The organism is Nostoc sp. DedQUE12b (assembly GCF_034530835.1).
Lineage (GTDB): Bacteria > Cyanobacteriota > Cyanobacteriia > Cyanobacteriales > Nostocaceae > Nostoc.
This window is the reverse complement of sequence record NZ_JAVRCI010000050.1, coordinates 1-25497: the sequence shown is the minus strand read 5'-3', so window position 1 is coordinate 25497 and position 25497 is coordinate 1. Positions and strand designations below refer to the sequence as shown.

At 42.9% G+C, this 25497-nt stretch carries 22 protein-coding genes and 1 pseudogene; 13 read left to right on the top strand and 10 right to left on the bottom strand.

Features of this window, described 5'->3' with window-relative positions; translation table 11 throughout:
• The first annotated feature begins 30 nt into the window (after window positions 1–30).
• Entirely contained in the window at window positions 31–189 is a 159-nt protein-coding gene (yidD, locus tag RMY16_RS22165) for a membrane protein insertion efficiency factor YidD (protein ID WP_322738178.1), read from the top strand.
• A gap of 133 nt (window positions 190–322) precedes the next feature.
• Window positions 323–1969, top strand: coding sequence for an AarF/ABC1/UbiB kinase family protein (locus RMY16_RS22160; RefSeq protein WP_322738177.1), 1647 nt, complete (start codon window positions 323–325; stop codon window positions 1967–1969).
• Between the two features lie 136 nt (window positions 1970–2105).
• Here the strand turns inward: RMY16_RS22160 and RMY16_RS22155 are convergent, their stop codons facing one another.
• Complete coding sequence (locus RMY16_RS22155; protein ID WP_322738176.1) at window positions 2106–7922, bottom strand: PAS domain S-box protein; 5817 nt, start codon at window positions 7920–7922, stop codon at window positions 2106–2108.
• 802 nt (window positions 7923–8724) lie between these two features.
• Here RMY16_RS22155 and RMY16_RS22150 point away from each other — a divergent pair.
• Window positions 8725–9246, top strand: a complete 522-nt coding sequence (locus RMY16_RS22150; RefSeq protein WP_322738175.1) for an Hsp20/alpha crystallin family protein — start codon at window positions 8725–8727, stop codon at window positions 9244–9246.
• Between the two features lie 276 nt (window positions 9247–9522).
• Here the strand turns inward: RMY16_RS22150 and RMY16_RS22145 are convergent, their stop codons facing one another.
• Window positions 9523–9882, bottom strand: coding sequence for a Rieske (2Fe-2S) protein (locus RMY16_RS22145; protein ID WP_322666927.1), 360 nt, complete (start codon window positions 9880–9882; stop codon window positions 9523–9525).
• Window positions 9883–10141: 259 nt separating this feature from the next.
• Between RMY16_RS22145 and RMY16_RS22140 the strand changes: the two genes are divergently transcribed.
• The 4 genes from RMY16_RS22140 (at window position 10142) to RMY16_RS22125 (ending at window position 16211) form a co-directional block, all read left to right on the top strand.
• Window positions 10142–11980: a vWA domain-containing protein gene (locus RMY16_RS22140; RefSeq protein WP_322738174.1), complete on the top strand. Its 1839-nt coding sequence runs from the start codon at window positions 10142–10144 to the stop codon at window positions 11978–11980.
• Window positions 11981–12205: 225 nt separating this feature from the next.
• The gene (gene gap, locus RMY16_RS22135) at window positions 12206–13249 is read left to right on the top strand and encodes a type I glyceraldehyde-3-phosphate dehydrogenase (RefSeq protein ID WP_322738173.1); all 1044 of its coding nucleotides are present in this window, start codon (window positions 12206–12208) and stop codon (window positions 13247–13249) included.
• A gap of 287 nt (window positions 13250–13536) precedes the next feature.
• Window positions 13537–14967, top strand: a complete 1431-nt coding sequence (gene pyk / locus RMY16_RS22130) for a pyruvate kinase (RefSeq protein ID WP_322738172.1) — start codon at window positions 13537–13539, stop codon at window positions 14965–14967.
• A 239-nt stretch (window positions 14968–15206) separates the two neighbouring features.
• Window positions 15207–16211, top strand: a complete 1005-nt coding sequence (locus tag RMY16_RS22125) for a transaldolase (protein ID WP_322738171.1) — start codon at window positions 15207–15209, stop codon at window positions 16209–16211.
• A gap of 275 nt (window positions 16212–16486) precedes the next feature.
• Here the strand turns inward: RMY16_RS22125 and psbN are convergent, their stop codons facing one another.
• Entirely contained in the window at window positions 16487–16618 is a 132-nt protein-coding gene (gene psbN / locus RMY16_RS22120) for a photosystem II reaction center protein PsbN (protein WP_292866665.1), read from the bottom strand.
• Between the two features lie 85 nt (window positions 16619–16703).
• Between psbN and psbH the strand changes: the two genes are divergently transcribed.
• The 3 genes from psbH to pth all read left to right on the top strand — a co-directional run bounded on the left by psbH (window position 16704) and on the right by pth (window position 18317).
• The gene (gene psbH / locus RMY16_RS22115) at window positions 16704–16907 is read left to right on the top strand and encodes a photosystem II reaction center phosphoprotein PsbH (protein ID WP_322674201.1); all 204 of its coding nucleotides are present in this window, start codon (window positions 16704–16706) and stop codon (window positions 16905–16907) included.
• A 141-nt stretch (window positions 16908–17048) separates the two neighbouring features.
• Window positions 17049–17321, top strand: a complete 273-nt coding sequence (locus tag RMY16_RS22110; RefSeq protein ID WP_322738170.1) for a TatA/E family twin arginine-targeting protein translocase — start codon at window positions 17049–17051, stop codon at window positions 17319–17321.
• A 354-nt stretch (window positions 17322–17675) separates the two neighbouring features.
• On the top strand, window positions 17676–18317 hold the full coding sequence (gene pth / locus RMY16_RS22105) for an aminoacyl-tRNA hydrolase (RefSeq protein WP_322738194.1): 642 nt from the start codon (window positions 17676–17678) through the stop codon (window positions 18315–18317).
• A gap of 270 nt (window positions 18318–18587) precedes the next feature.
• Here pth and rpsU read toward each other — a convergent pair whose 3' ends face one another.
• Window positions 18588–18767 (bottom strand): 30S ribosomal protein S21, encoded by a 180-nt coding sequence (gene rpsU / locus RMY16_RS22100; RefSeq protein WP_069073049.1) that lies wholly within the window; start codon window positions 18765–18767, stop codon window positions 18588–18590.
• 292 nt (window positions 18768–19059) lie between these two features.
• The gene (locus RMY16_RS22095) at window positions 19060–19404 is read right to left on the bottom strand and encodes a hypothetical protein (protein ID WP_322738169.1); all 345 of its coding nucleotides are present in this window, start codon (window positions 19402–19404) and stop codon (window positions 19060–19062) included.
• Window positions 19405–19576: 172 nt separating this feature from the next.
• Between RMY16_RS22095 and RMY16_RS22090 the strand changes: the two genes are divergently transcribed.
• Both RMY16_RS22090 and RMY16_RS22085 read left to right on the top strand, forming a co-directional pair.
• Window positions 19577–19711 carry a hypothetical protein gene (locus tag RMY16_RS22090; RefSeq protein WP_322703881.1) on the top strand — a complete coding sequence of 45 codons (135 nt, stop codon included), beginning with the start codon at window positions 19577–19579 and terminating at the stop codon, window positions 19709–19711.
• Between the two features lie 71 nt (window positions 19712–19782).
• Entirely contained in the window at window positions 19783–20619 is an 837-nt protein-coding gene (locus RMY16_RS22085; protein ID WP_322666943.1) for an SPFH domain-containing protein, read from the top strand.
• Window positions 20620–20622: 3 nt separating this feature from the next.
• Here RMY16_RS22085 and folP read toward each other — a convergent pair whose 3' ends face one another.
• Together folP and tpiA are read right to left on the bottom strand one after the other, a co-directional pair.
• Complete coding sequence (gene folP / locus RMY16_RS22080; protein WP_322738168.1) at window positions 20623–21483, bottom strand: dihydropteroate synthase; 861 nt, start codon at window positions 21481–21483, stop codon at window positions 20623–20625.
• A 52-nt stretch (window positions 21484–21535) separates the two neighbouring features.
• Complete coding sequence (tpiA, locus tag RMY16_RS22075; RefSeq protein ID WP_322666978.1) at window positions 21536–22267, bottom strand: triose-phosphate isomerase; 732 nt, start codon at window positions 22265–22267, stop codon at window positions 21536–21538.
• A gap of 222 nt (window positions 22268–22489) precedes the next feature.
• Between tpiA and RMY16_RS22070 the strand changes: the two genes are divergently transcribed.
• Window positions 22490–23971, top strand: coding sequence for a GTP-binding protein (locus RMY16_RS22070; protein ID WP_322738167.1), 1482 nt, complete (start codon window positions 22490–22492; stop codon window positions 23969–23971).
• Window positions 23972–24030: 59 nt separating this feature from the next.
• Here the strand turns inward: RMY16_RS22070 and RMY16_RS22065 are convergent.
• From RMY16_RS22065 to hisF, 3 genes and pseudogenes are all read right to left on the bottom strand, one after another.
• Window positions 24031–24138 (bottom strand): annotated as a pseudogene (locus tag RMY16_RS22065) (IS5/IS1182 family transposase); the annotation flags it as partial.
• 293 nt (window positions 24139–24431) lie between these two features.
• Window positions 24432–24623, bottom strand: a complete 192-nt coding sequence (locus RMY16_RS22060; protein WP_094348875.1) for a hypothetical protein — start codon at window positions 24621–24623, stop codon at window positions 24432–24434.
• Between the two features lie 99 nt (window positions 24624–24722).
• Window positions 24723–25496, bottom strand: coding sequence for an imidazole glycerol phosphate synthase subunit HisF (gene hisF / locus RMY16_RS22055; protein ID WP_322738166.1), 774 nt, complete (start codon window positions 25494–25496; stop codon window positions 24723–24725).
• Window position 25497: the final 1 nt, after the last annotated feature.

Sequence of the window (25497 nt, the reverse complement as noted above, 5' to 3'; positions counted from 1 at the left end):
ATTATTAACTTTTAGCCTCTTGCCAAGACAATGGCAATTGATTCTACTACTGCCTATCAAAAATATATTTCTCCGTCCAAAGAATTTTCTTGTTCCCATCGCTTATTACACGGCGGGGATTCCTGCTCTAATTACATCAAACGAATGCTCAACGAACAGAAACTTCACGAAGCCGTAAATCATCCATAAAAAGATTTCAAGACTGTGCGACAGCTAGCAAAACTTGTGACTTGCACCAAAGCTAGAGCCGACTTCCGTTGTATTGTTATCCCCTGCTGTTTACCTCTTTAACTCCTCTGCATCCTTGCAGTTTTTTACAAAAATGTTCCTCACCCAAACTGTTCCCCGTCAACGAGAAATCCTTGAAGTCTTCCTTCGCAATGGCTGGGACTATATGCGAAGGTTACTTACTGGTGGCAAAGCTGATGAACCCCAGCTGCCGACACCTGCGGTTTTAAAAAATATTCTGGTAGACTTGGGGCCAGTTTACGTCAAACTTGGCCAGCTAATGTCTACCCGCCCTGACTTACTGAGCGCCTCCTACATTGAGGAATTGTCAACTTTACAAGATGAAGTACCACCAGTTCCTTGGTCAGAAATAGAAATAATCCTGCGTAAAGAATTAAAACGTCCATTAGCAGAAACCTTCAGTACAGTTAACCCGATCCCAGTCGCAGCCGGATCGATTGCCCAGACACATCGAGCTACACTAGCAGACGGTCGAGAGGTCGCTCTGAAAGTGCAACGTCCGGGAATTGATCTGACTATTGCTCAAGATATTGCTTTAATTCAAGGTATTGCCGATTTAGTGGCGCGGACTGATTTTGGGCAAACCTATGAAATCAAATCCATCGCTGAAGAATTTACCAAAGCCTTAGAAGCCGAGTTAGATTTTACACGGGAAGCAGGTTTTACAGACCAACTGCGCCGCAACTTATCCCAGAGTCGCTGGTACGATCCTACACAAATAGTGGTTGCGGAAATTAACTGGGAATTGACCACACCAAAGTTATTGGTAATGGAATGGTTGGATGGAATACCATTCTTGGCGGCGGATTTGGATAGTGACCCCAATGTTAAAGATCCTGCCGAAAAGCGTAAAGAAATAACTACCTTGTTATTTCGGGTATTTTTCCAGCAACTATATATTGATGGTTTTTTTCACGCCGATCCCCATCCAGGAAACTTATTTTATCTCAAAGATGGTCGGGTTGCCCTCTTAGATTGTGGCATGGTGGGAAGACTCGATCCCCGAACACAGCAGATATTAACAGAGATGTTGTTAGCGATCGTTGATTTAGATGCTCAAAGGTGCGCTCAGTTAACTTTACAGCTATCAGATTCTGCTCAACCAGTGATTTTGTCGCGGTTAGAAAATGATTACGATCGCATGTTACGTAAGTATCATAATGTCAGCCTTACACAAATAAACTTCAGTCAGATAATTTATGAAGTTTTACAAGTTGCCCGTAACAATAAAATTAGGTTGCCTAGTAATATGGGTTTGTATGCCAAAACCCTAGCGAATTTAGAGGGTGTAGCGCGGACATTCAACCCAGAGCTTAATTTTTTTGATGAAGTTAAACCATTAATTACAGACTTGTTTCGTCGGCAATTACTGGGCGATAATCCAGTGCGATCGCTATTACGGACAGCCTTGGATATTAAAAGTTTGTCTCTCCAATCTCCCCGCCAAATCGAGCTATTATTAGACCGAGTTACCTCAGAAACCTTACAGTGGAATCTATCACTGCGGGGTTTAGATGGTGTACGGCGCACTATGGACGATGCCGCTAACCGACTATCTTTTAGTATTTTAGTGGGTTCGCTGATTATGGGTGCGGCAATTATTTCCACCAGAGCGCAAACAACTCAGCTATCTTTTTTAAGCACTATCTTGTTTGCAGTCGCTAGTTTATTGGGTTTGTGGTTAATTATTAGTACATTGCGATCGGGACGTTTACGGTAAAATCATTTTGAATTTTGGACTTTGAATTGAAGGAAAAATCTAAAATTTAAAATTGAAGTTTGTAGTAAGCACTTTAGTGCTGATAACATTAAGAACTAAAGTCCTTACTACGAACTTGCTTATCCATCAATTTTGATTAGCTGGATAAGACTCCTGCAATACTCGTCAATTCCATAATTTTCTCAAACTGAAAATCATGAGCTAAATTCTTAATAAAATTTTGTAGTACAACATTTTCCGAAGGGATTTGCTCAATCAATTCTAAAATCAGGTCATCACTACATTGAGCTGCGGCGGTGTACAGCTGTTTCACCCATTCAGGTGACATTTCAGATAATAGATTCACTAAATCCGCGAGCATTAATATTGATTTTGACCTTTGTTGCTTTAGGTTTATTAACTGATAGCTTTCTTCTTGATAAATATATTGAACTCCCAAATATTCGCTCAACTTTTCTAATAATTCTTCCTCGCGGAAAGGCTTGTTAATATAATCATCGCAACCAGCTTTGATTATTGCCTCTCGTTGTTCCTCAAAAGCATTAGCAGTTAAGGCAATAATAATGGTCTTCCAATTGGGGATTTGGGATTCGGTATTTTGGATTGAGGTTTGTTCTCTAGTTTTAATAACTTTTGTGGCTTCATAGCCGTCCATAATCGGCATCCGCATGTCCATTAAAATTAGATGTGGTTGCCATGTCTGCCAAAGTGCGATCGCTTCAATGCCATTTATTGCTTCCTGGACTACAAAACCGATAGATGTCAGAATTTTCTTTAACACTAAGCGGCTGTCTGTGGAGTCATCAACCACTAAGATACGGTATTCACTTTGAGTGGACGCTAAACTAATAACTTGGGGTCTAGTTTGTTGGATCTGGATTTCGCTGGCTGCGGCTAGACCAATTTGAATATCAAAAGTAAATTTACTTCCCTCACCAATAGTGCTGGTGACGCTAATATCTCCTCCCATTAGTTGCACGTATTTGCGGCTAATTGCTAAACCTAGTCCTGTTCCCTGTTGCGATTTTCTTCCAGTTTCAGTCTGCCCAAAAGCTTCAAATAGCAAATCAATTTCTTGTGGGGCAATACCGCGGCCAGTGTCTTGTACCTCAAAGGTTAGGAATTGGGTATTGGGCATCCCTTCTCTGCGAGACGCTACGCGAACGGCTTCGCTACCTCGGCTTTGCTCGGCATAAGTCGGGGCAAGCGGGGATTGGGGATTAATTATTTTCCTCTGCTCCCCTGCTCCCCTGCTCCCCTGCTCCTCTGCTCCCCTGCTCCCCTGCTCCCCTGCTCCCCTGCTCCCCTGCTCCCCAATCCCCACTCGCAGCGTCACCCTGCCAGTATCGGTAAATTTGATGGCATTTCCCAGAAGGTTAAGCAAGACTTGACGCAGTTTACTTTCGTCAACTTGGATGTATTGGGGAAGGTGAGATGTATATTCAAAGACTAATTCCAATCCTTTAGAGGTGGCGCGGAAGCGCAACATCTCTTCGAGGTTTTCCAAGAGGCGAATTAAATCAAAACTGTTGAGATTTAAGGTTATTCTGCCAGCTTCGATTTTAGACATTTCCAAAATATCGTTGATTAAATTTAGGAGATGTTCGCCAGCACGATTGATAATTGCTAGATTTTGCTGATGTTCAGTTGATAAATCACGATCGTGGCTCATGACTTGGGTAAAACCAAGGATGGCGTTAAGTGGAGTACGCAGTTCGTGACTCATGTTGGCCAGGAATTCGCTTTTGGCACGGTTAGCAGCATCAGCAATGATTACAGCTTCTTGCAATGCTTGTGACTGCCTTTGAGTTTGCGCTAGCAATTGTGCCTGCTGTAAAGCAACACCCAACTGATTGCCAATTTGAACTACAATGTTGATTTCTCCTGTTTTCCATTGGCGGGGATCGGAATTTTGATAACTCGCCAGCAATCCCCAAAGCTGACTACCATGTAGAATGGGAACAATAATGTAGGCTTTAGCCTGAAAGCGCTCTAAGAGATTGATATAAGCAGGATGAAACTCAGCGTTGTAAATGTCTGGTACACAGAGGAAACTTGTACCTGGAGTTACTTGCAGATCAGGATATTCCACCTGGTTATCCGCGCTATCCAAAATTTTCGCTAGGCAACGCCCATCTTGTAAGACACCTTCTGTAAGATGAGGGTCATTGTTGTGTTCTTCTATGAGAGAAATCCAATCGTTACCCACTGATTCAGAAACAAATTCGCCATTCCAGTTGGGATTGAAACGATAGACAACAACCCGATCGCAGTTGAGTACTTGGCGTAATTCTTCGGTTGTAGCTGCAAATATCGTCTCTAAATCCAGTGTTTGGCGCATTCTTTGAATCACTTGAGCGATCGCTCTTTCTCGCTCTGCACTCTCACGTAAGGCTTCTTCTGCTAATTTTCTCTCGGTAATATCTGTAATTGTACCGATGTAACCTTTAATTTCTCCATCATCTTTGAATTCTGGCAAAGCATGACAAATTACCCAGATGACTGTATTATCATCATGTAAAAAACGATGTTCGTACTTATAGGTTGACTTAGCGACTGTTGCTTGATTCCATGCCAACAATAATTGCTCGCGGTCGTCTGGATGCACGGCATTTGCCCAACCTATTCCCAGAGATTCTTCTAAACTACATCCAGTAATTTCACTCCAGCGTTGATTAAAATATAAAACATTGCCATCTACATCAGTATGAAAGATACAAGCTGGTGAGGCTTCTGCTAGAAGTTGATATCGTTGCTGACCTGACTGCAAAGCTAGTTCTGCTAATTTGCGATCGTTAATGTCTGCCCAATAACCAACCCATTCGATCGGGGAGTTAGCTTCGTCACGAATTAACCTCATCTTTTCGTAGAACCAGTGATAAGTTCCGTCAGCGTGTAACCAACGGTATTCGTAAGAAATGTACTCCTGCTTAATAAGGTGAGAAAATTTTTCCGAGATCAGTTCAATATCTTGTGGATGGAGGCGATCAAGCCAAAAACTGGAGTTATCGATAAATTCCTGCGCTTCATAGCCCACCATTTCTTTAACGTTTTCACTGATAAAAGTAATGCTATTCTCTGATATTTTGCTACTATAGATGACTACAGGGCTAGAAGTGAGCAGATATTGTAGGCGTTCGTTGGCTAAACGCAGTTCTTGTTCGACGTGTTTGCGTTCGCGTAGCGCTGCATGTAGTTCGCTAATTTCTACTAAAACTGTGCCAACACCAGAGGGGCGATCGCCTTCACCAACAATCGGAAAATAAGAAGCTAAGAAGTGGCGGATAATATCTGGTTGTTTAATTGATGCGCCGCTTAATTCTTGATTGAGAATGGGTTGACCAGTTACTAACACCTGTTGATAAATTGGTTCTACTAAAGGGGCGATGTGGGGTAAAACTTCATGGATGGTCTTACCAATATGATCTTGCTGGGGTAGTCCATTAATCTCCGCTAGCAGTTGGTTAATTTGCACAAACCGTAGCTGGTTATCTACAATATTCATACCAACGGGGGCACTGCTAAAAAAGGCATTGAGACGAGCTTCTCTGAGTGCTAGTTCTTGTTCTAGGGTTTTGCGTTCAATCAACCCACCCAATTGAGCAGCAACAGCACTGACTAGCAAGAGCAGACGCCGATCTACCAATACTGAGCTACGTTTAAAAAATACTAAAACAGCTAATACTTGGTTCCCAGCCAGTATGGGAACACCAAAACCAGCTTTGAATCCTACCTTGGCGGCTTGCGGCAATGCCTGCGGCGGGCTATGCCTACGCAAGAAAACTGGTTCTGTAACTTTAGAAACATCTTCTATCCATTCTGGTTCTTGGTTCTGCCAAACTCTTCCTGGTAATCCCTCTCCCAGAGCAAATTTCACCGTTTGGCTTTGCTGGCAGAATTCTTCTAAGCTGCTTTCCTCTCCGTACCAAACCAAGCTATGCTCTAAAAAAGTCCCATCTTCGTTAGGTATCCAGGCTTCACCAAAATCCCAGCCAATAGTGTGACAAATTAAGCGTAAGACCACTGCTAAGGCGCTATTGACATCACTGGCGCGAGTGATAGCTTGGGTTGTCAACAGTAACAAACGGCTTTCATTTTCTGCCTGCTTGCGTTCAGTAATATCTTTTGCGGTTCCCAGTACGTACCATTGCCCATCAATCTCGATCATTTCTGCACTCAACAGTGTTGTCCTGATTTCTCCTGTTGCTGTGCAGACATCAATCTCATAGTTGCGGATGGCTTTTGCTTGTTGCAGGATGTCGGTGAGAAAATTATATTCTTCTGGATTCACCCAAATATGCAATTCTTCATCGGTGCGATCGATCACTTGAGAGCGAGAATAACCAAAAAACCGACAAAAGCTTTCGTTCACTTCAATGTAGCGTTTGTTGGGAACAGTAATTAAGGCAATTGGATCAGGAGATGACCGGAAAGCTGATGCTAACTTTTCTTCAGAAGCCCGTCGTGCTGCTTCTGCGCGTTGGCGTTCTTTTGCCTCCAATACCAAAGATACTAAATTACCCAGAGAGCGAGCGAAATTTTGGTCTTCTAGCGTCCAATGATGAGTAACTCCCACTGCCTCCAGACATAAAACTCCTACGGTCTTTCCCTCCAGCCTAACGGGTGTATCGAGTATGGAGGTAATATTTAATCTTGAATAAGACGCAGAAAATTCTTTAATTCTGGGATCGGTATGAGCATCATCTGCGGCGATTGATTGGTTTTGCTGCAAAGCTGCAAAATAAACTGGATAGTCTGTCGCCGACAAGGAAAGTCCTTCGCTATGTTGATTGCGACTGCCCTCAAATAAATCAAAACACTGGATTTTCACGCCTGTTTCGTCATACAGCCAGACACTAGCTCGTTCTACGCCAATATTGTTGACAGCTGTTTCTGTGATTATACTCAAGGCTGCTTTCAAATTACCCTGATAAAGTGTCTGATTTTGTGCCAATTTTGTAAGTACGAGATTATGGTTGCGGAGCTTAATCGCGCTTTCTTGGAGTAATTTTTCTACACCTCGACGCTGCGTAATATTGCTACCAGTGCCTGTCATGCCTATAACCTGACCCTCTTCGTTGCGTAATGCGATCGCATTCAACATTAGATAAAGTAAGGTACCATCTTTAGCCACACAGGTAGTTTCATGCTGGAAGATACACTTTCCCTGAAGAACACGCTCAAAGGCTACTTTATCTTTAGCAACTTGTGTAGGTGAGATAAAATCAATTAAGGCACGCCCGATCATTTCTTGCGGTTCGTAGCCATAAATCTGTTTGACTGCTGGATTGACAAAGGTAATTAGTCCATCAATATCCACCGACCAAATCATGTCCTGGGATGTCTCCACTAGGAGGCGATACTGACTTTCACTCTTCTTCAGGGCGGCTTCGACTACAAGGCGTTCGCTTTGATAAACTTCTCTACAAAAGGCTTTGCTAATACTAACGGGAATTTCTTTCAAAATATCTTCTATTTGTCTGTTGCGAAGATTGAACTCAACTGTAATCCGTTGACGCTCTTTAATCTCCTGTTGCAGTTGGGCATTTTTTTCTTTTAACTGTTTTTTCAGTCTTTGGATAGTGAGTTGATTTTGGACGCGTAATAAAACTTCTTTAGTTTGGAATGGTTGAGTAATATAGTCAATATCGCCTAAATTTAAGACGCTTATTTTTTCAATAAAATCATCGGAAATTCCGAAGAAAATTATCGAAATTTCTGGAGTTTGAGCGTTAGCTTTCAAGTATTGACATACTTCATAACCATCCCTCTCTATAATAAGAACATTTAGCAAAAGTAAATCCGGGGGAGAAGCAAGTGCCGTATTGATTGCCAATTGTCCAGAAATGACACTTTCTACCTGATAACCTTGGTGTTGAAGGATGTCTGATAAAAAATGTAAATTCTTTAAGTTGTCGTCAACTAATAAAATTTTTATTTTTTGAGCATCCATATCAGTTACTAAGTTAATTTTAAATCAGGAAGAATTTCTGGAATAAAACTGAACATGAAATCAGAAAGCAAAACTCTGTCACCAGATTGTAAATAAAATCATCGTCGCTTACAACCATAGTTCAGCGCCGGGTGTATAGAAAAGTTGCATATAAAGCAGGATAACTGTTTATATCATGTCTGCTTGATTACTTAATTAAATCCGAAGAATCCCAACAGCCAAAGCTACGGTGTACATACAAGTCCTAAAAACCTAGCTTGATGAGGCTTGACTCGTTCCCAGTCTCCGACTGGGAATGCATTTATTGAGTCTCTAACTCAATGTCTGACTGGAGGCAGCAGCCCCTTATCAGCCATTGCCATGCTCGTATGGGAAATCGAGCTTTTTTCTACTTGTGTCCACACCGTAGCCCTTCGCATTGGGGAGACGCCAAAAGCGTTAGCAAGTCTTCATACAGCAAGCTACGTCCAGCGTCTTTGTCAATCTAACCCTTAGATCGGGCTAGAGCTTCTGACTACAAGCAAACTTAATTTAATTAAATTTACATTACATAATGTAGTTTAATTTATGCTTGCCTACTTACTTTGACATTAAGTATTCTCAAGCTTTTCATCCTTTTTTTGTTTGATACGGTAAATCCAACCTATGTCTGTACGGTTTACCCAACTGTTCTTAGATTCTTCTTTTATTAAATTACTTACTAGAGAGAAACAAAGCAAATAAAGCTCCTCTCTAAAAAATACCTCTAAAACTTTGTTTGATTACCCAAAATTGAATTAGAAAGTTAAGGAGAGATTGAAATATGGCACTCATTCGTTGGGAACCATTCCGTGAAATGGAGATTCTGCGTCGTCAAATGGATCAACTATTCTCTGAGCTTACAGTAGCCGAGCGCGATAACTCCGAGATTTCTGCATCAGCGAGAACAGCGTGGGTTCCTGCGGTTGAATTACATGATAATGGCTCAGAGTTGCTATTAAGAGTTGAGATTCCAGGCGTGGAAGCTAAAGACTTGGATATTCAAGTTACTCAAGATGCAGTTTCGATAGCTGGTGAGCATCGTTACGAAAAACATTCACAATCTAACGCTAAAGTTCATTCTGAATTCCGGTATGGCAATTTCACTAGAGTAATACCTCTACCAACCAAAGTTCAGAATCAACAAGTTAAGGCAGACTTGAAAGATGGGATTTTAATTTTGAATTTACCTAAACTGGAGCAAGAACAGAACAAGGTATTCAAAGTGAATTTAGGCCAAGCTCAAAGTGCTACAGCTTCTATAGAAGCTGGCAATGGTAACACACAACCCAATATTACATCATAGCAAAGTGTTCAAACTACTTGAGAAGAGGTTCTATTTTCTCATTCAATAGTTCCTATCTCTCTGAAATAGGTAAATCTTAATAGAAACCCCAGCTAAACTCATCGGCTGGGGTTTTTATTGTTTTTTTACTTAGCACTGTTTCGGTAATACTAATTCTGTACAAAGATGCATATAAAAGACCCTCTTGTTAATCCCCTGATGCTTTGGGAGACGGCGTAGCCAAGGGTAAAGATATGCAGCTTCACAAAGAAATGGTATCAATTCAGGCAGAGAGTGCTATTCCTCTTGGACATCAACCCAGATACTGCCTTCTTCCACACGAACTGGAAATACTGGCAATGCTTTTTGTTGTGAAACCAACGAGAGTACCTTACCTACACCAGGTGGCCAGGCACACCATCCTTGTACCTCACCAGTCCGCAGGTCAAATGCACTGCGATGGAAGGTACAAACTATTGCCCCACTTTCAGTGATTTTCCCACTTTTCAACGGTAATTTTAAGTGGGGACAGTTGTTATCTACAGCATAAAGCTGATTTTCGTGATTCAAAAGCAGAATTTTCCGGTTGCCAACTTTCACCACTTCTCGCGTACCTGGGGAAAGTGCATCGGCTGCAAGAACTTTAGTCCAACTCATTAGGTTCTCCTCTCCTAATATATCTGCTTACAGTTTCCCGCAATAATGACCAGTGCGATCGCCTTTCAGTACCGGAGAGTCGAGAATGCCTACGACGGGCTTTGTCTACGCTGGCAAGATACTAAAACTATAAAATTTTACATTAGATTCAATTTTTGTACTGACTAAACTTATTTCTGGGTAAACTAAATAAAGCATTTACTGTTTATGTATTACAAGGCTTGTAGCTGATAAAAGACAATTCTAAGGGATATAAAAAATGATTAAGACAAGTTACGAATTTGACCAGTCTATCCTCGCCGCAGGATCTTCATTAAAGACTAATATTCTGCTACGTTTTCGTGCTGACATAGCTAAATCTCCTCGACGTAACCTTAACCTTTCGCTTGTAATTGACCGTTCCGGCTCTATGGCAGGCGCTCCCTTGCATCACGCACTCAAAGCTGCTGAGTCTGTGGTAGATCAACTTGAGCCAGATGACATTCTTTCAGTAGTTGTTTACGACGATGAAGTGGACAGTGTTGTGCCACCCCAAGCTGTGACTAACAAATCCGCACTGAAAAATTCCATCCGCAAAGTGAGAGCAGGCGGTATTACCAACTTATCGGGGGGATGGCTCAAAGGCTGCGAACACGTGAAGACGCGACTCGATCCGCAAAAAATCAACCGTGTTCTTCTGCTTACCGATGGTCACGCCAATATGGGCATTCAAGACCCCAAAATACTGACGGCGACAGCAGGGCAAAAAGCTGAGGAAGGCATTATCACAACTACGTTAGGTTTTGCTCAGGGTTTCAACGAAGACCTGCTGATTGGGATGGCAAGGGCAGCCACGGGCAACTTCTATTTCATTCAGAGCATTGACGAAGCAACTGAAGTGTTTAGTATTGAGCTAGACAGTCTTAGAGCAGTAGTAGGACAGAACCTGAAGGTGACACTTGAATTGGCCGATGGTGTCAGCTTGGTTGATACCTTAAGTCTGGCTAAAGTTAGCCAGAATGATGCAGGTCAAACTGTCATCACCTTGGGAGAGCTTTACGAGGGCGAAGATAAACTTCTCGGTTTGAGTCTGGGGATATCAAGCGCTCAAGTTGGTGATTTACCTGTGATGAAGCTGCATTACAGCGCCGATGTTGTGCAAGATGACCGCATTCAATGCGTTTCAGGTACAGTCGATGTCGTCGCCAAAGTTGGCACTGTTGAGGAAGCAGCTTTTGCTGCTACCAGCCATATCATTCTGGAACTGAGTCGCCTTACCATTGCTAAGGCCAAAGAGACTAGCCTTAATCTCGCTGAACAGGGCAAGCATCAGGAAGCTGAACAAACCCTGCGATCGCTTGTGAAAGATTTGCGAGATAAAGGGTTGAATGAGAATTTTGAAATTGCTGAAGAAATCGATCAGCTTGAGTATTTTGCTAGTCGGATTGCTCAAAAAGCTCTAGGCAATGCCGGGCGGAAAGAGATGCGGGATCAGACTTACCAAACGATGACGCGCAATCGCAGCGATTTGGTAGGTCGCGGTGTCACTACTGGCGATGAAGTGTACGCCATGCCCATTGTGAATGAAGTCGGTTCAGGTGTTGAATTGCACTGCGTTCGTGAAGGAGGTAAACTGCGGGTCAAGGTCATGTCTGAAGGCTACGATTCAACCAAGAACATCCAGTTTCCTCGTGCCATTCGTGCCGAAGGGGCGCGCTATGTCGTTGAAGGATTGGAACTCTCAAGCGATGCTACTTTCTATCGGGTACGTAGTAAGATTACCCGTTTTGCTCAACCTGGTGAAACAGATATCTTCGTTGCCCCTAGACAATCCAATCGAGCTAACACAGGTAAAGCTTCCAAAGGACCTGCCAGTGCTGCCGATCTGCCCACAACTGACAGTGTAGGGGACAGTATTTTAGTTCAGTGTGTCAAAGATGGCAGCAAACTACGTGCTAGGGTGGTTTCCGACGGATATGAACCGGATTGGAATATGCGTTTTCCGCGATCGGTTCGCGAAGAAGGAATGCTTTACGTCGTTGATGAAGTCAAAACCGCACCAGATGGCAAGTCTTATATTGCCTGTGGTGAAATTAAGCGGTTTGTCCAACCCACTTGAATTGAGGAGTGGGGAGCAGGGGAGCAGGGGAGCAAGAAAGAAGTTGCAGTCAGTTTCCCCCCTCTGCACCTCTGCCTCTTCTAATGCCCAATCCTTAAAATATGCCAAGTAAATATGCCTTAGCTGACTGAGACTGTCAGGATCAAAGAGTAAAGAGTAAAAGGCAATCTATTTTGACTTTTAACTTTCTCCTTTTGTTCAACTTCCACAACGGGAGGTTTAATTTTGACTAAATTAAAAGTTGGTATCAATGGCTTTGGTCGAATTGGGCGACTTGTGCTTCGTGCTGGCATCGATAATCCCAACATTGAGTTTGTGGGCATTAACGATCTAGTACCACCAGATAACCTCGCTTATCTATTAAAGTACGACTCAACCCACGGTCAATTAAAGCACAAGGTTGAAGCCAAGGAAGACGGCATCCTGATTGACGAACATTTCATTCCTTGTGTGTCAGTTAGGAATCCAGCAGAGTTACCTTGGGGTAAATTAAGTGCAGATTATGTCGTGGAAGCTACCGGACTCTTCACTGACTACGAAGGAGCTGCAAACCACCTAAAGGCAGGTGCAAAGCGAGTGGTAATTTCCGCTCCCACCAAAGATCCAGATAGAGTTACTACCCTGTTAATGGGTGTCAATCATCACCTATTTGACCCTGGTAAAGATATCATTGTTTCCAATGCAAGCTGCACTACAAACTGTCTAGCTCCCATAGCTAAGGTGATTAATGATAATTTTGGGTTGACTGAAGGGTTGATGACCACAGTTCATGCTATGACTGCCACTCAGCCAACTGTAGACGGCCCCAGCAAAAAAGACTGGCGGGGTGGTCGAGGTGCATCCCAAAATATTATTCCCTCCTCCACAGGCGCAGCGAAAGCCGTAGCACTGGTTTTACCAGAATTGAAGGGCAGGTTAACTGGGATGGCATTACGAGTTCCGACTCCCGATGTCTCTGTGGTTGATTTAACTTTTAAAACAGCCAAAGCCACCAGTTATCAGGAAATCCGTGCTGCTATGAAGGAGGCTGCGGCAGGTTCTCTAGCAGGTATTTTGGGTTACACAGATGAAGAAGTAGTTTCCACAGATTTTCAAGGCGATACCCATTCTAGTATCTTCGATGCAGGTGCTGGGATTGAGTTGAATTCTAACTTCTTCAAGGTAATAGCCTGGTATGACAACGAGTGGGGCTACTCAAATCGCGTGATTGACCTGATGTTGTCTATGTCACAGAAGGAAAAACTCGCCTCGACAGCGGCTGTGGTTTGATTAGTCATTAGTCATTAGTCATTAGTCATTAGCTTTTGACTGCTGACTCTTGACTAGAGATTTTTGGGATTTGGGCCAAATGGTAAATACTCCGAAAATAAAACGGAATCTAGTATTTTTATTTAGCAAACCAGTGATATGAAGCACGTGTGAATTTGGATGTTTTGTGCGATGTCTACGATGGTCACTGAGCGACTGGTGAGCGGAGTCGAACTATGTCGAAGTGCGGGCTACGCCTACGCTCAAAGCATCCAAATTTGCAGGTTAATCCTCAACCTCCAATCCCTATGCGTCGAACCAAAATCATTTGTACTGTTGGCCCGGCTACATCTGCACCTGAAAAGCTGCAAGCCTTGGTAAAAGCTGGAATGAATGTGGCACGGCTGAATTTTTCCCACGGAGCTTATGAATTCCACGCCCAAACGGCTCACTATCTTAGGCAGATTAGTACTGAGTTGCAAAAGCCGATCGCCATTATGCAAGACTTATGTGGCCCTAAAATTCGTTTGGGAACTTTACCACCGGAAGGCTTAAATTTAGAAGCTGGTACTGAAGTCACCTTTGTTTTGCAAGAAAAGGGTGAGAGTATCGACGAACTACCCTTACCATTGCCGACTTTGTTCGCAATGGTGCGACCAGGTGAACCAATTTTGATTAATGATGGTCGCGTCAAATTGATAGTTACCGATCGCGATGCCGATCGCATTCGCGCACAAGTAAAAATTGGCGGGTTAATTTCTACACACAAAGGAGTAAACCTACCACAAACTCCTTTACCTGTTAGTTCGATCACCGAAAAAGACTTGCTCGATCTGCGCTTTGGGATTCAGTTGGGTGTAGACTGGGTAGCGGTGTCCTTCGTGCGATCGCCACAAGATTTAGAACCTGCCAAGCGGATGATTGAAGCGGCTGGCGCTTCGATTCGCTTAATTGCCAAAATCGAAAGAGCAGAGGCAGTAGAAAATTTTGATTCCATTCTAAAAGTTGCCGACGCGATTATGATTGCCCGTGGCGATTTAGGGGTAGAAGTGCCAATTCATGAAGTACCCTTAATTCAAAAAGATATTATTCGCCGTTGCAATCGTGCTGGCAAGCCGGTGATTACAGCCACCCAAATGCTAGAGTCGATGATTAGCGCTCCTGACCCCACCCGCGCCGAAGCAACCGATGTTGCTAACTCTATCTTGGATGGAACAGACGCGGTAATGCTTTCTGGTGAAACAGCTGTCGGACAATATCCCATTGCCGCCGTCCAGATGATGCACAACATTGCCGTGCGGACAGAACAAGCTCTAGATGAGGGTAGCAAACACGCTTGGTGTCATGAAGCAGGCAGTCTCAGCGTTACCGAATCTGTGGCAGAATCCGTCTGTCGCATCGCTTATGAAACTGGCTCACGGGCAATTCTTTGTAACACTTCATCAGGAAGTACGGCGAGAATGGTTTCTAAATATCGGCCGACTTCCCCTATTATTGCCCTAACCTCTGACATCACCGCTTATCGCCAACTAGCACTTTCTTGGGGTGTGGAAGCTTTGCTCATCCCACCAGTCCACAATGCCGAAGAGATGTTTACCAATGTGGTGAACACAGTTGTAGACATGGGTCTAGCAAACAAGGGTGATAAAGTAGTTATTACCTCTGGTGTTCCAATTGGTAAACCAGGAACAACTAGTTTAATTAAAGTGCATTCCATTGGACAGCCAATTTCGGCATAAGGCACTTAAAATAAGGCTGTGGCTGAAGATAGTAAGCAAAATTGGGCAATGATTAAGAAAAATTCCCAGAATCAGAATTGAAGGAACTGGAAACTGGAAACTGGTGATTGGGGACTAGAGACTAAGGAGACAAGGAAATAAATAACTCTTAACTTCTCACTCAGCACTCAGCACTCAGCACTCAGCACTAATTTGGTGGGGAATAAGTAAATCCTGTAACATTCATCACGGAGTATTTTATGTCTAAGAATTTACTGGAACAATTGCGACAAGTGACTGTTGTAGTCGCAGATACAGGGGATATCCAGGCAATTGAAAAGTTCAAGCCCCAAGACGCTACCACCAATCCTTCGCTGATTACTGCTGCGGCGCAGATGCCAGAATATCAGGAAATTGTCGATCAAACTTTACTCCAAGCGAAGAAAGATGCTGGAGCCGGAGCCACCCAAGCACAGATAGTTTCTCTAGCTTTTGACCGTTTGGCAGTTGCTTTTGGATTAAAGATTTTGCAAATCATTCCTGGCCGTGTATCTACAGAAGTGGATGCTCGCTTGTCCTACGATACCGAAGCTACCGTCACGAAGGCACGGGAATTAATTGCTCAGTATAAAGCTGCTGGAATTGGCCGCGATCGCGTTTTAATTAAAATCGCCAGCACTTGGGAAGGTATTCGCGCTGCGGAAATTTTAGAGAAAGAAGGTATTCACTGTAACCTTACCTTGTTATTTGGTCTTCACCAAGCGATCGCCTGTGCAGAAGCCGGGATCACCCTAATTTCTCCCTTCGTCGGTCGGATTCTTGACTGGTACAAAAAAGATACCGGACGCGATAGCTACCCAGCAGCCGAAGATCCAGGAGTTTTGTCTGTCACCAAAATCTACAACTACTACAAGAAATTCGGCTATAAAACCGAAGTTATGGGAGCTAGTTTCCGTAACGTTGGTGAAATTACTGAAGTTGCAGGTAGTGATTTGCTGACCATTTCGCCGTCGCTTTTGGCTGAATTGCAAGCAACCGTTGGAGAACTGCCACGCAAACTTGACCCTGCGAAGGCAGCAAACTTGGAAATCGAAAAGATATCCATTGACAAAGCTAGCTATGACAAGATGCACGCTGCTGACCGTATGGCAACTGACAAACTAGACGAAGGTATTAAAGGTTTCACCAAGTCCCTAGAAGACCTTGAGAAACTTTTGGCAGACCGACTGGTTCGTCTAGAAGGAGAGGTAGTGGCAACCCATTAGGGACTTGCAATTAAAAAACGTCCAAAGTAGTGTGCGTTAAGGCTTAAGCCGTAACGCACTTTAAATATAATGTCTGGGTAATTAGTTATGATTGCCATAGTCATTTCACCCCACACGCTAATCGCTCATCGAGGAAACTCCGACCAGCAACAGCAATGCTTGTCTACGTAGGTGTAGCCCGCACTTCGACATAGTTCGACTCCGCTCACCAGTCGCTCAGTGACCATCGTAGACATCGCACCAAAAATTCACGCTGCGGACATGATATGACTCTTTTAATCTTCGTGGTCATCGAACGGATCGTTCAATTCCTTGCTAGGAGGACCAAAGGAGGTATAAATCGAAACTCCAGTGATGGCAATCACCACGGCAGCCACAGAAATGCTAAGAACTATTGCGGGTTCCATAATAGAGAGATAGATGATGAGTGCTATTCTTATAGAATATTACAGAAGATTAAAAAAAGCTTTGGCAAGTAATCTTAGGTGAACTATGGCACAAAGGACTAGGTTGGGAGATATCCTGAAACCACTGAACTCTGAGTATGGGAAAGTGGCTCCAGGTTGGGGTACTACCCCTGTGATGGCTGTTTTTATAGGGCTATTTTTCGTGTTTCTGCTGATTATTCTGCAACTTTACAATAAAACACTGTTGGTTCAGGATGTATTTGTCGATTGGCGCAGTTTAGGACGCTAACACATACACAGCGAGCGAGTTTGGATAACAAGTTAAGTTTCACCCGGTTCTTCCGGGTTTTTTTGTGAGTTGCGATTTCCGACTAGACTAACTATATATGTGAGTTTCTGTAGTGGTTTTAGAGTTTACAGGAGACAAAAAATGAATATATTTGGTATCGGTCTGCCGGAAATGGCTGTAATTATGGTAGTGGCGCTGTTAATCTTTGGCCCAAAAAAGCTACCAGAGATCGGTCGGAGTGTGGGGAAAACAATTCGTAGTTTTCAAGAAGCTTCCAAGGAGTTTCAAAACGAGTTTCAAAAAGAAGCAGAACAGTTAGAAGAAGTTGTACAGACTACTGCTGAATTGGAACCTAAGCAAATCCACCCTGCTAAATCTGAGCAGGATACCGCTAGTTCTTCCCAATCTAGCTAGTAGTTTGTCGAGTTCGTAGTAAGGACTTTAGTCCTTATTTTCTAAGGGACTTCCAAATACAAAAACATACAATTTTTCTTGTGGGGTGGACATCTTGTCCGCCCATAACCAAGGGCGGGCGAGACGCCCACCCCACAAGATTGGATAATTTATTTCTTGGCAATCCCTAAGCACTAAAGTGCTTACTACAAACCCTTCATTACTAGTAGTCTGGCAACCCAAAAATGTTAGGTGGAGGTTGGGTAAAGGGTAAAGGGAAAAGGGTAAGGGATAAAAAACCTTTACCCTTTACCCCACCAAGTTCCCAAGGCGTATTACTAGAAGAGTGATGAATATCAATTGACTGTAGACAAAATGACAGAAGCTGTTACGCAACCAGCTTTGGTAATTCCACAACTAATCGTCGGATTAGGGAATCCAGAAGCTAAGTATGACCAAACGCGCCATAATATTGGTTTTGCTGCTTTAGAAACTCTCTCTCGTTCTTGGCGCATTTCCTTAACAGAAAACCGCAAGTTTCAGGGTGAGTATGGCGAGGGTATGGTTCCAGGTGGAGGTAAGATTCGCTTGCTAAAGCCGTTAACTTATATGAATCGCTCAGGACAAGCAATACAGGCAGTGACAAGTTGGTATAAATTGCCGCCTGAGTCAGTGTTGATAATTTACGACGATATGGATTTGCCTTTGGGAAAAACTCGTTTGCGCTTATCTGGTTCGGCTGGGGGACATAACGGCATGAAAAGTGCGATCGCACATCTGAATACCCAAAACTTTCCCCGTTTGCGAATCGGTATTGGTAAACCCAAAGATGCAGCTAATAACGATGATTCTGGTGCTATCTCTCATGTGCTGGGGCGATTTTCCGCTGCCGAAAATCAGCAGATGTCTCTTGTACTTCAGTTCGTAGTTGAGTGTATTGAACTAAGTCTCAAGCAGGGAGTAGAAAAGGCGATGAATGTTTGTAATAGCCGCACCATTAATAATTCTGAGTCTTAGGGCTGGATGAATACTGTCCTATCAGCTGATTAAAGAAAGCTAACCAATGTTTAAAGGCGCTTATTTTGGTTGATGGGCAGCGATTTTAGCTTGCTCCATCTAACCAAGATAAAGTCTCTAACGCGCTCTAAGTATAGGAAAAGTAACTCATTTATACCCTAATTATCGGTGCGGCAGACTTTGCTTAATGTTTGTATGAATAATGGCGCTTTTGCTATTGCCTGTTTTCGGTGATAACCTCAAGCAACGCCGATATCACACCAAATAGGTTTATTTAAAACGTCTTGTGCGTCTAGCTGCCACTGCCTTACGTTTGCGTTTTTCTATTGGTGTTTCAAAGTGCCGATGATATTTCACATCAGCTAATATCCCAGCTTTGGAAACCTGGCGTTTAAACCGACGCAAAGCTGAGTCTATTCCTTCGTTCTCTCCTAGAACCACCTGGGTCATTCTTCCCTTTTCCTCATTATCAATAGTTTCCATTCTAATATTACCCTCCACCTTAGTAAAACTCCTCTGAGCTAAAGTCATGATTAAGAGGCTATTCGTCCGGTTGAGGCGGGTTATGTGTGCTTCTGGCTCTTGAAATCGGTACTTAACTAAAAGTTAATTTAAGTGCCCTCATGCACTCTCAGAACCAATAGAGAAGATGGGGAAATGATAATAGTAAATTTTTTTGACTGTACTTTGAACTGGAGAATAATGTAATCTTAGTTACTAAGATACATGATGAAAACAGATTTTAAAAGTTTATTCTGCCCTCATTTAGTAATTTATATCCAGTTGCTAATGCTGTAAAAGCAATTATGAAATTCCATAAGCTAGTAGGCTTTAAAATAACTCCACCGCTTAAGAAAATTAGTACTATGCCAATGCCTAAAAAAATCCATCCCAAGTTACCAGTTTCTCTTTGAAAAAAGACTAATGCAAATATACCTGTCATTGTTGCTAAAACTGAAGCTGTAGCCGGCAAGCTACGGTAAAAATATGAATAGTAACCACTAACAAATATGATGTTTTGACCAAAAAAGTATAATCCTGTAAAAAGTAGAATTAAACCTATAAGTTTGATTAACAATCTACTCATAATATTTTGATATTTTTAATAGCCCAAGCTAATTTTTATCCGATTATAGTAGGGTTTTTATATCTTGCCAAATTTTTACCTAAATATAATTTTTTTACGTAAATATACTGAATAGAATTCCAGGCTGTCTGAAAATGCCAGTACAAGTAATGTTGATTACATCAATTAGTCCTTGCCAGGGTTTTATCAAGGTGCTTTAATAGCGATCGCATTCCGCAAAACAGTCTTACTTAGAGAATATGTACAAAACATGCAGCGACTCGACATCGCTGCCGGTGTTGATAAAATTACAGACTCAAAACATTAAACTCAAAGATATGACAAGCTAGTAGCATATCTTTGACACTAAATTCTCCCCAAAGCTGAATAGGAGCATACATGGAGCCAATTATTGCTATAGTTTTAGCCCTTATAGGTTATGCATTAGGTTCTGCAAAACTGATTAATCAAGGAAATGAAGCCCTAGTCGAACGCTTAGGGCGGTATCATCGAAAACTTAAGCCGGGGCTGAACTTTATTGTTCCCTTGGTCGATCAGATTGTGATGGAAGATACTACACGAGAGCAGTTTACAGACATCAAACCTCAGAATGTGATCACGCAAGATAATATTTACGTAGAAGTGGATGCTATTGTATACTGGCGTATTCGAGATATCGAGAGAAGCTTTTACGCGATTGAGGATCTGCAAGGGGCATTAACACAGATAACCACAACTACGCTCCGAGAAATCATTGCCCAAAATACCCTAGAACAGACCAACGTCTCTAGAGCAGAGATGGACTCAGCTATCTTAGATCAGTTGAATCATGTAACGGCAGATTGGGGAGTTGAGATTCTCCGGTTAGATATTCAGAGAATTACTCTACCTGATAGTGTGCGAAAGTCTAGGGAAGAGGAACAAGCTGCCGTCATCAAAAAACGGGCACTGATTACCGAAGCAGAAGGGGAAAAGGAAGCTGCGATTAAGAAAGCAGAAGGAACTATGGCTTCAGTGCAAATCATTTCTCAAGCTCTCCGTTCCAATCCCGATAGTAGAGACATTCTGCGGTATCTTGTGGCTCAAGATTACGTAGATGCTAGCCAAAAACTTGGTGAGAGCAGTAATGCCAAAATTGTCTTTGTAGACCCAGCTAACTCAAGTGAAATGTTTCAGGAGTTGATAGCCGAGTCAGTAAATCAAGAAGGTAACGGCAAAAAAATCGAAGAACGGTAACACTTAAGAGTTATGCTGTGTAGCCTGTCTCAATAGGGCATCGGCGACTAATGAAACATCGCGCATTTCTTGAACATCGTGAACTCGGAGGATATCAGCGCCATTAAAAATAGCAGCACAACAAGCTGCTGCCGTTCCCCAAACTCGTGCTTTGGGATCTGGTTGATTTAAAATGCGACCAATGAAACTTTTACGGGATGCTCCTACCAAGATAGGACAGTTGAGTGGTGCGAGCGATCGCAAGCTGCGAAAAATTTCTAAATTTTGCTCATAGTTTTTAGCAAAACCAATACCAGGATCGATAATAATTTTATCCCGGTCAATACCCGCAGTAGTTGCTGCCTCAATTTGCCGAGCCAAAAAACTATAAATCTCACCAAGCAAATCTTGATAATCAGTCTGTTGTTGCATTGTCTGTGGTGTTCCCCGGATGTGCATTAAAATCATCGGCACACCTAACTCTGCCACTGTTGCCAACATTTCTGAGTCAAAAGTACCGCCAGAAATATCATTAATAATATCCGCTCCAGCTTTTACAGATGCCTTGGCCACAGCAGCACGGGTTGTATCTACAGAAATCGGGACTGAAATCTCTGGTCTTAGCACCTGTAATACCGATAGTACTCGGTCAAGTTCCTCCACCAGAGTTATTTGCTTTGCCCCTGGTCGAGTTGATTGACCGCCCACATCAATGATGTCAGCACCAGCAGCCACCAGTGCTTGCGCCTGTATTAAAGCAGCAGAGGAAGTGTTAAACTCACCCCCATCACTAAAGCTATCGGGCGTTACATTTAAAATGCCCATCAAATAAGTCCGCTGTCCCCAATTGAAACAGTGTCCTCGAATTATCAAGTTCCTTGGCATAAATCTACATTAGGCATTCCCATGCTCTGCATGGGAACGAGAAAAAAGCACATCACACTGATTTAAAATTCACAATCCGAGCGAAACTCTCAGGTTCTAGACTTGCTCCTCCCACGAGGACGCCATCAATTTCTGGTTGAGCCATAATCTCATCAATATTATTCGGCTTGACTGAACCGCCATATTGAATTGATACATTCGGATTAGTCAACTGGCTACGAATTAAGCCAATTATTCGATTAGCTTCCTCTACTTCACAAGTGTCACCCGTGCCAATCGCCCAAATCGGTTCGTAGGCAATCACCAAATTATCCTGATCGATATCTACCAAGGCTTTGTCGAGTTGGAGAGCAATCAGTGATTCAGTTTCTCCCGCATCTCGTTGTTGTTTGCTTTCGCCAACACAAAGAATTGGAGTCAAACCAAACCTTTGAGCTGTTCGGAGGCGCAGATTAACGGTAGCGTCCGTTTCCCCAAAATATTGCCGCCGTTCGCTATGACCGACAATCACAAAGCGCACACCACTTTCTGTCAGCATCGGGCCAGAAATCTCACCCGTATAGGCTCCATATTCTTCCCAATGGATATTTTGTGCCCCCAGTTGGATGAGGCTACCGTGCAAGGTCTTGGACAAAACACTTAAATCAGTGAAAGGAGGACACAATATCACTTCTCGCCCTTGGGGGGTTTCCTCTAAGTGGGGCAGAAATCCTTGTAAAAACTCCTGGGTTTCTGCCTGGGTTTTGAACATTTTCCAGTTGCCGGCAATAACGATTTTCCGCACAGGTAATTTAGTCAAGATCCTAACGCGTTATATTAGATGCATTTTTCAGTTTATGACTTTTTGTTAGCCATTAGTCATTGGTCATTGGTCATTTGTCAGTAGTTATTCTCCTCTGCTTCTCTGCCTCCCCTGCTCCCTCATCTCCACAAACCTCTGTTAAAAATAACTAGGATAAGAGACAGGGCTAATTTAAAAATCCCAAATTTTCAATCTCAAATTGATATGACTTCGACATTGCCCGTGCCTGAACCTCATCAAAGCGATTCCGCTAACACTGACGCAAATTCTCTCAGCTGGGAGGAAGAACTGGATAGTGCTATTTTCAGTTTTGAAGACATTCAGACGGAACTGAACTATAAACAAGCACAAACGGCGCTGCGAAACTTGGTAGCCAATCTTGACCTCACTCCCCAGGAAAAAACTGGGTTAGAGGCGGAAATTGCTGATTTGGAAACCATGCTGGGCAAGTTAGACCGCATGGTAGTACAGATTGCGGCTTTTGGCATGGTGGGACGTGGTAAGTCTTCGCTACTCAATGCTTTGGTTGGGCAAACAGTATTTGAAACTGGGCCACTGCACGGTGTCACCCGTGCTGCACAAAGAGTTAATTGGAGTATTACTGAGGAGGCGATTGGGGAAAATGAACGTGCTTTGCGTGTCACTCTTCCTGGTGTAGGTCAATCCCAGGTAGAATTAATTGATACTCCTGGGTTAGACGAGGTAGATGGTGCAACCCGCGCCGCCTTAGCTGAACAGATTGCCAAACAAGCAGATTTGATTCTGTTTGTGATATCTGGCGACATGACAAAGCTGGAATACGCCGCCCTTTCTCAGTTGCGGGAAGCAGGTAAACCGATCGTTCTGGTATTTAACAAGGTAGACCAGTATCCAGAAGCAGACCGGATGGCAATTTATCACAAAATCCGAGATGAAAGAGTGCGGGAATTGCTCACACCTCTAGAAATTGTGATGGCTGCGGCATCGCCATTGGTGAAGACAGCGATTCGTCGCCCTGATGGTACGAGGGGCATACAGTTGCGTATAGGGAATGCCCAAGTCGAGGAACTGAAGCTGAAAATATTAGAAATTCTGCATCGTGAGGGCAAAGCCTTGGTTGCCCTTAATACTATGCTTTATGCCGATATCGTAAATGAGCAGTTGATAGAACGAAAACTGATGATTCGGGAACAGAATGCCAATCAGTTGATTTGGAAGGCTGTGATGACTAAAGCATTAGCGATCGCACTCAATCCTGTAACTGTGGTAGATATTCTGAGTAGTGTGGTAATTGATATTGCTCTGATTTTGGGTTTATCTAAACTCTATGGCTTCTCTATGACGGAAGCCGGGGCTGTACAATTGCTACAAAAAATTGCCCTGAGTATGGGCGGTATCGGTGCTAGTGAATTGTTAGCAAATCTAGGCTTGAGTGGATTAAAAACTTTACTTGGGATCTCTGCAACAGCTACGGGTGGCATTGCACTAGGCCCTTATATATCGGTAGCAATTACCCAAGGAGGAGTAGCTGGTGTTTCTTCTTACGGTATTGGACAAGTTACCAAAGTTTATTTAGCCAATGGCGCAACTTGGGGGCCTGATGGCCCGAAAGCAGTAATTAATCGGATTTTGGCAAACTTGGATGAGAGTTCAATTCTTAACCGGATTAAAGATGAATTACTCCACAAAGTCAAACTCAAAAAGTGATGGATCAATAAGGTTTGGTTAGCCATATTTATGCTTATATCTGATTCGTCAAGAAAAGCTTAAGGTGCAATTCGCTTTACCATCAGACGAATCAATGAGCCATAAATCATTGCTTCACTTAACTCTGTGTACAACTCATAATCCTTACTCAAACGCCGAAATCGATTGCGAAATCTAAATTTGTGAATGTACAGGTGCGCTACCAACTGCGCTATAACCCCTTAGAGGATGTTTTAAAAGAGTATTTTGCTCTCATAATTAGCACAGCCAAGTATTTAAGTATGTAGCGATAACCTTGGTTTTTAGTTGTATTTACCGTAGTCAAGAAGGCAAAAATTATACTTTGTGCTACTTTTAAAACATTTTCTTAAAATCAGCTATACAATTACTTAGTTATTATTACGTTGTCAAGCTTTCTGGAAACTAAATTTTAAATATCTCTTCTGACACTCAGCACTCTCTAGGATACTTGCAACAAATAGGTCATACAATGCCCCATCAAAAAGTAAACTACTAACATGGCAGCAGCAGCCAGAGCGACCAATGTACCAGCCAACATTAGAGAAAATTCTTTACTCTCATAGGCTTTTTCCATTAAGTGCAGTGACCACGCTACCAAGGCTACATCAAAAAGTAATATAGGAAGCAACATATTTTTTAATATTTGTTAATACTTGTAAAATAATATTAACACCCTTTTCAGGAAGTGTGTTTAACCTTAGATGGATGTCATTAAATGAGTAATAGTGGATCAACAGAATGTTCTGACTGGCACGTTGCGATCGCGCAAGTAAGCTTTAATTTCTGCTACGCTTAATTGTCCGTAATGTAACAGTGATGCGAGTAATGCGGCTTCAGCTTTGCCTTCAGTTAGGGCTGTGTAGATATGTTCACAATTACCTGCACCACCAGAAGCAATAACTGGAATTTCTACAGCATTGGCAATTGCCCGTGTGATCTCAATGTCGTACCCAGCTTGGGTTCCATCAGCATCCATACTTGTGACTAGCAGTTCTCCGGCCCCCCGTTTTTCAACTTCCTGTGCCCACAATAGGGCATCTAAGCCTGTATTTTCTCTGCCACCCCGCACATACACATCCCAACCTGGATTCTCCGGGTTAGTTCTGCGTCTGGCATCAATAGCAACAACTATGCACTGATTACCAAAACGATCACTGGCCCGATTAATCAAGTCTGGTTCCCGCACTGCCGCAGAATTAATACTAACCTTATCTGCGCCCGCCCGTAACAAAGCTTTAACATTTTCTAAGGATTGAATGCCACCACCTACAGTCAATGGAATAAAGACCTGTTCAGCAGTGCGGTAGACCACATCTAAAATTGTAGCTCGGTCTTCATGAGTAGCTGTAATATCCAGAAATACTAATTCATCAGCACCGGCTTCGTTGTAAACCTTGGCCAGCTCTACCGGATCGCCTGCATCTTGAAGATTAACAAAGTTAACTCCTTTTACAACCCGTCCCGCCTTCACATCTAAGCACGGTAAGATTCTTTTAGATAACATA

Coding starts and splice junctions, on each gene's coding strand:
- RMY16_RS22145 (WP_322666927.1), bottom strand. CDS start 9,882: ATGAGTTGGACTAAAGTTCTTGCAGCCGATGCACTTTCCCCAGGTACG.
- RMY16_RS22095 (WP_322738169.1), bottom strand. CDS start 19,404: ATGAGTAGATTGTTAATCAAACTTATAGGTTTAATTCTACTTTTTACA.
- RMY16_RS22160 (WP_322738177.1), top strand. CDS start 323: ATGTTCCTCACCCAAACTGTTCCCCGTCAACGAGAAATCCTTGAAGTC.
- psbN (WP_292866665.1), bottom strand. CDS start 16,618: ATGGAACCCGCAATAGTTCTTAGCATTTCTGTGGCTGCCGTGGTGATT.
- psbH (WP_322674201.1), top strand. CDS start 16,704: ATGGCACAAAGGACTAGGTTGGGAGATATCCTGAAACCACTGAACTCT.
- RMY16_RS22150 (WP_322738175.1), top strand. CDS start 8,725: ATGGCACTCATTCGTTGGGAACCATTCCGTGAAATGGAGATTCTGCGT.
- RMY16_RS22140 (WP_322738174.1), top strand. CDS start 10,142: ATGATTAAGACAAGTTACGAATTTGACCAGTCTATCCTCGCCGCAGGA.
- pyk (WP_322738172.1), top strand. CDS start 13,537: ATGCGTCGAACCAAAATCATTTGTACTGTTGGCCCGGCTACATCTGCA.
- RMY16_RS22155 (WP_322738176.1), bottom strand. CDS start 7,922: ATGGATGCTCAAAAAATAAAAATTTTATTAGTTGACGACAACTTAAAG.
- RMY16_RS22125 (WP_322738171.1), top strand. CDS start 15,207: ATGTCTAAGAATTTACTGGAACAATTGCGACAAGTGACTGTTGTAGTC.
- rpsU (WP_069073049.1), bottom strand. CDS start 18,767: ATGACCCAGGTGGTTCTAGGAGAGAACGAAGGAATAGACTCAGCTTTG.
- RMY16_RS22070 (WP_322738167.1), top strand. CDS start 22,490: ATGACTTCGACATTGCCCGTGCCTGAACCTCATCAAAGCGATTCCGCT.
- folP (WP_322738168.1), bottom strand. CDS start 21,483: ATGCCAAGGAACTTGATAATTCGAGGACACTGTTTCAATTGGGGACAG.
- RMY16_RS22085 (WP_322666943.1), top strand. CDS start 19,783: ATGGAGCCAATTATTGCTATAGTTTTAGCCCTTATAGGTTATGCATTA.
- yidD (WP_322738178.1), top strand. CDS start 31: ATGGCAATTGATTCTACTACTGCCTATCAAAAATATATTTCTCCGTCC.
- hisF (WP_322738166.1), bottom strand. CDS start 25,496: ATGTTATCTAAAAGAATCTTACCGTGCTTAGATGTGAAGGCGGGACGG.
- RMY16_RS22110 (WP_322738170.1), top strand. CDS start 17,049: ATGAATATATTTGGTATCGGTCTGCCGGAAATGGCTGTAATTATGGTA.
- RMY16_RS22060 (WP_094348875.1), bottom strand. CDS start 24,623: ATGTTGCTTCCTATATTACTTTTTGATGTAGCCTTGGTAGCGTGGTCA.
- pth (WP_322738194.1), top strand. CDS start 17,676: ATGACAGAAGCTGTTACGCAACCAGCTTTGGTAATTCCACAACTAATC.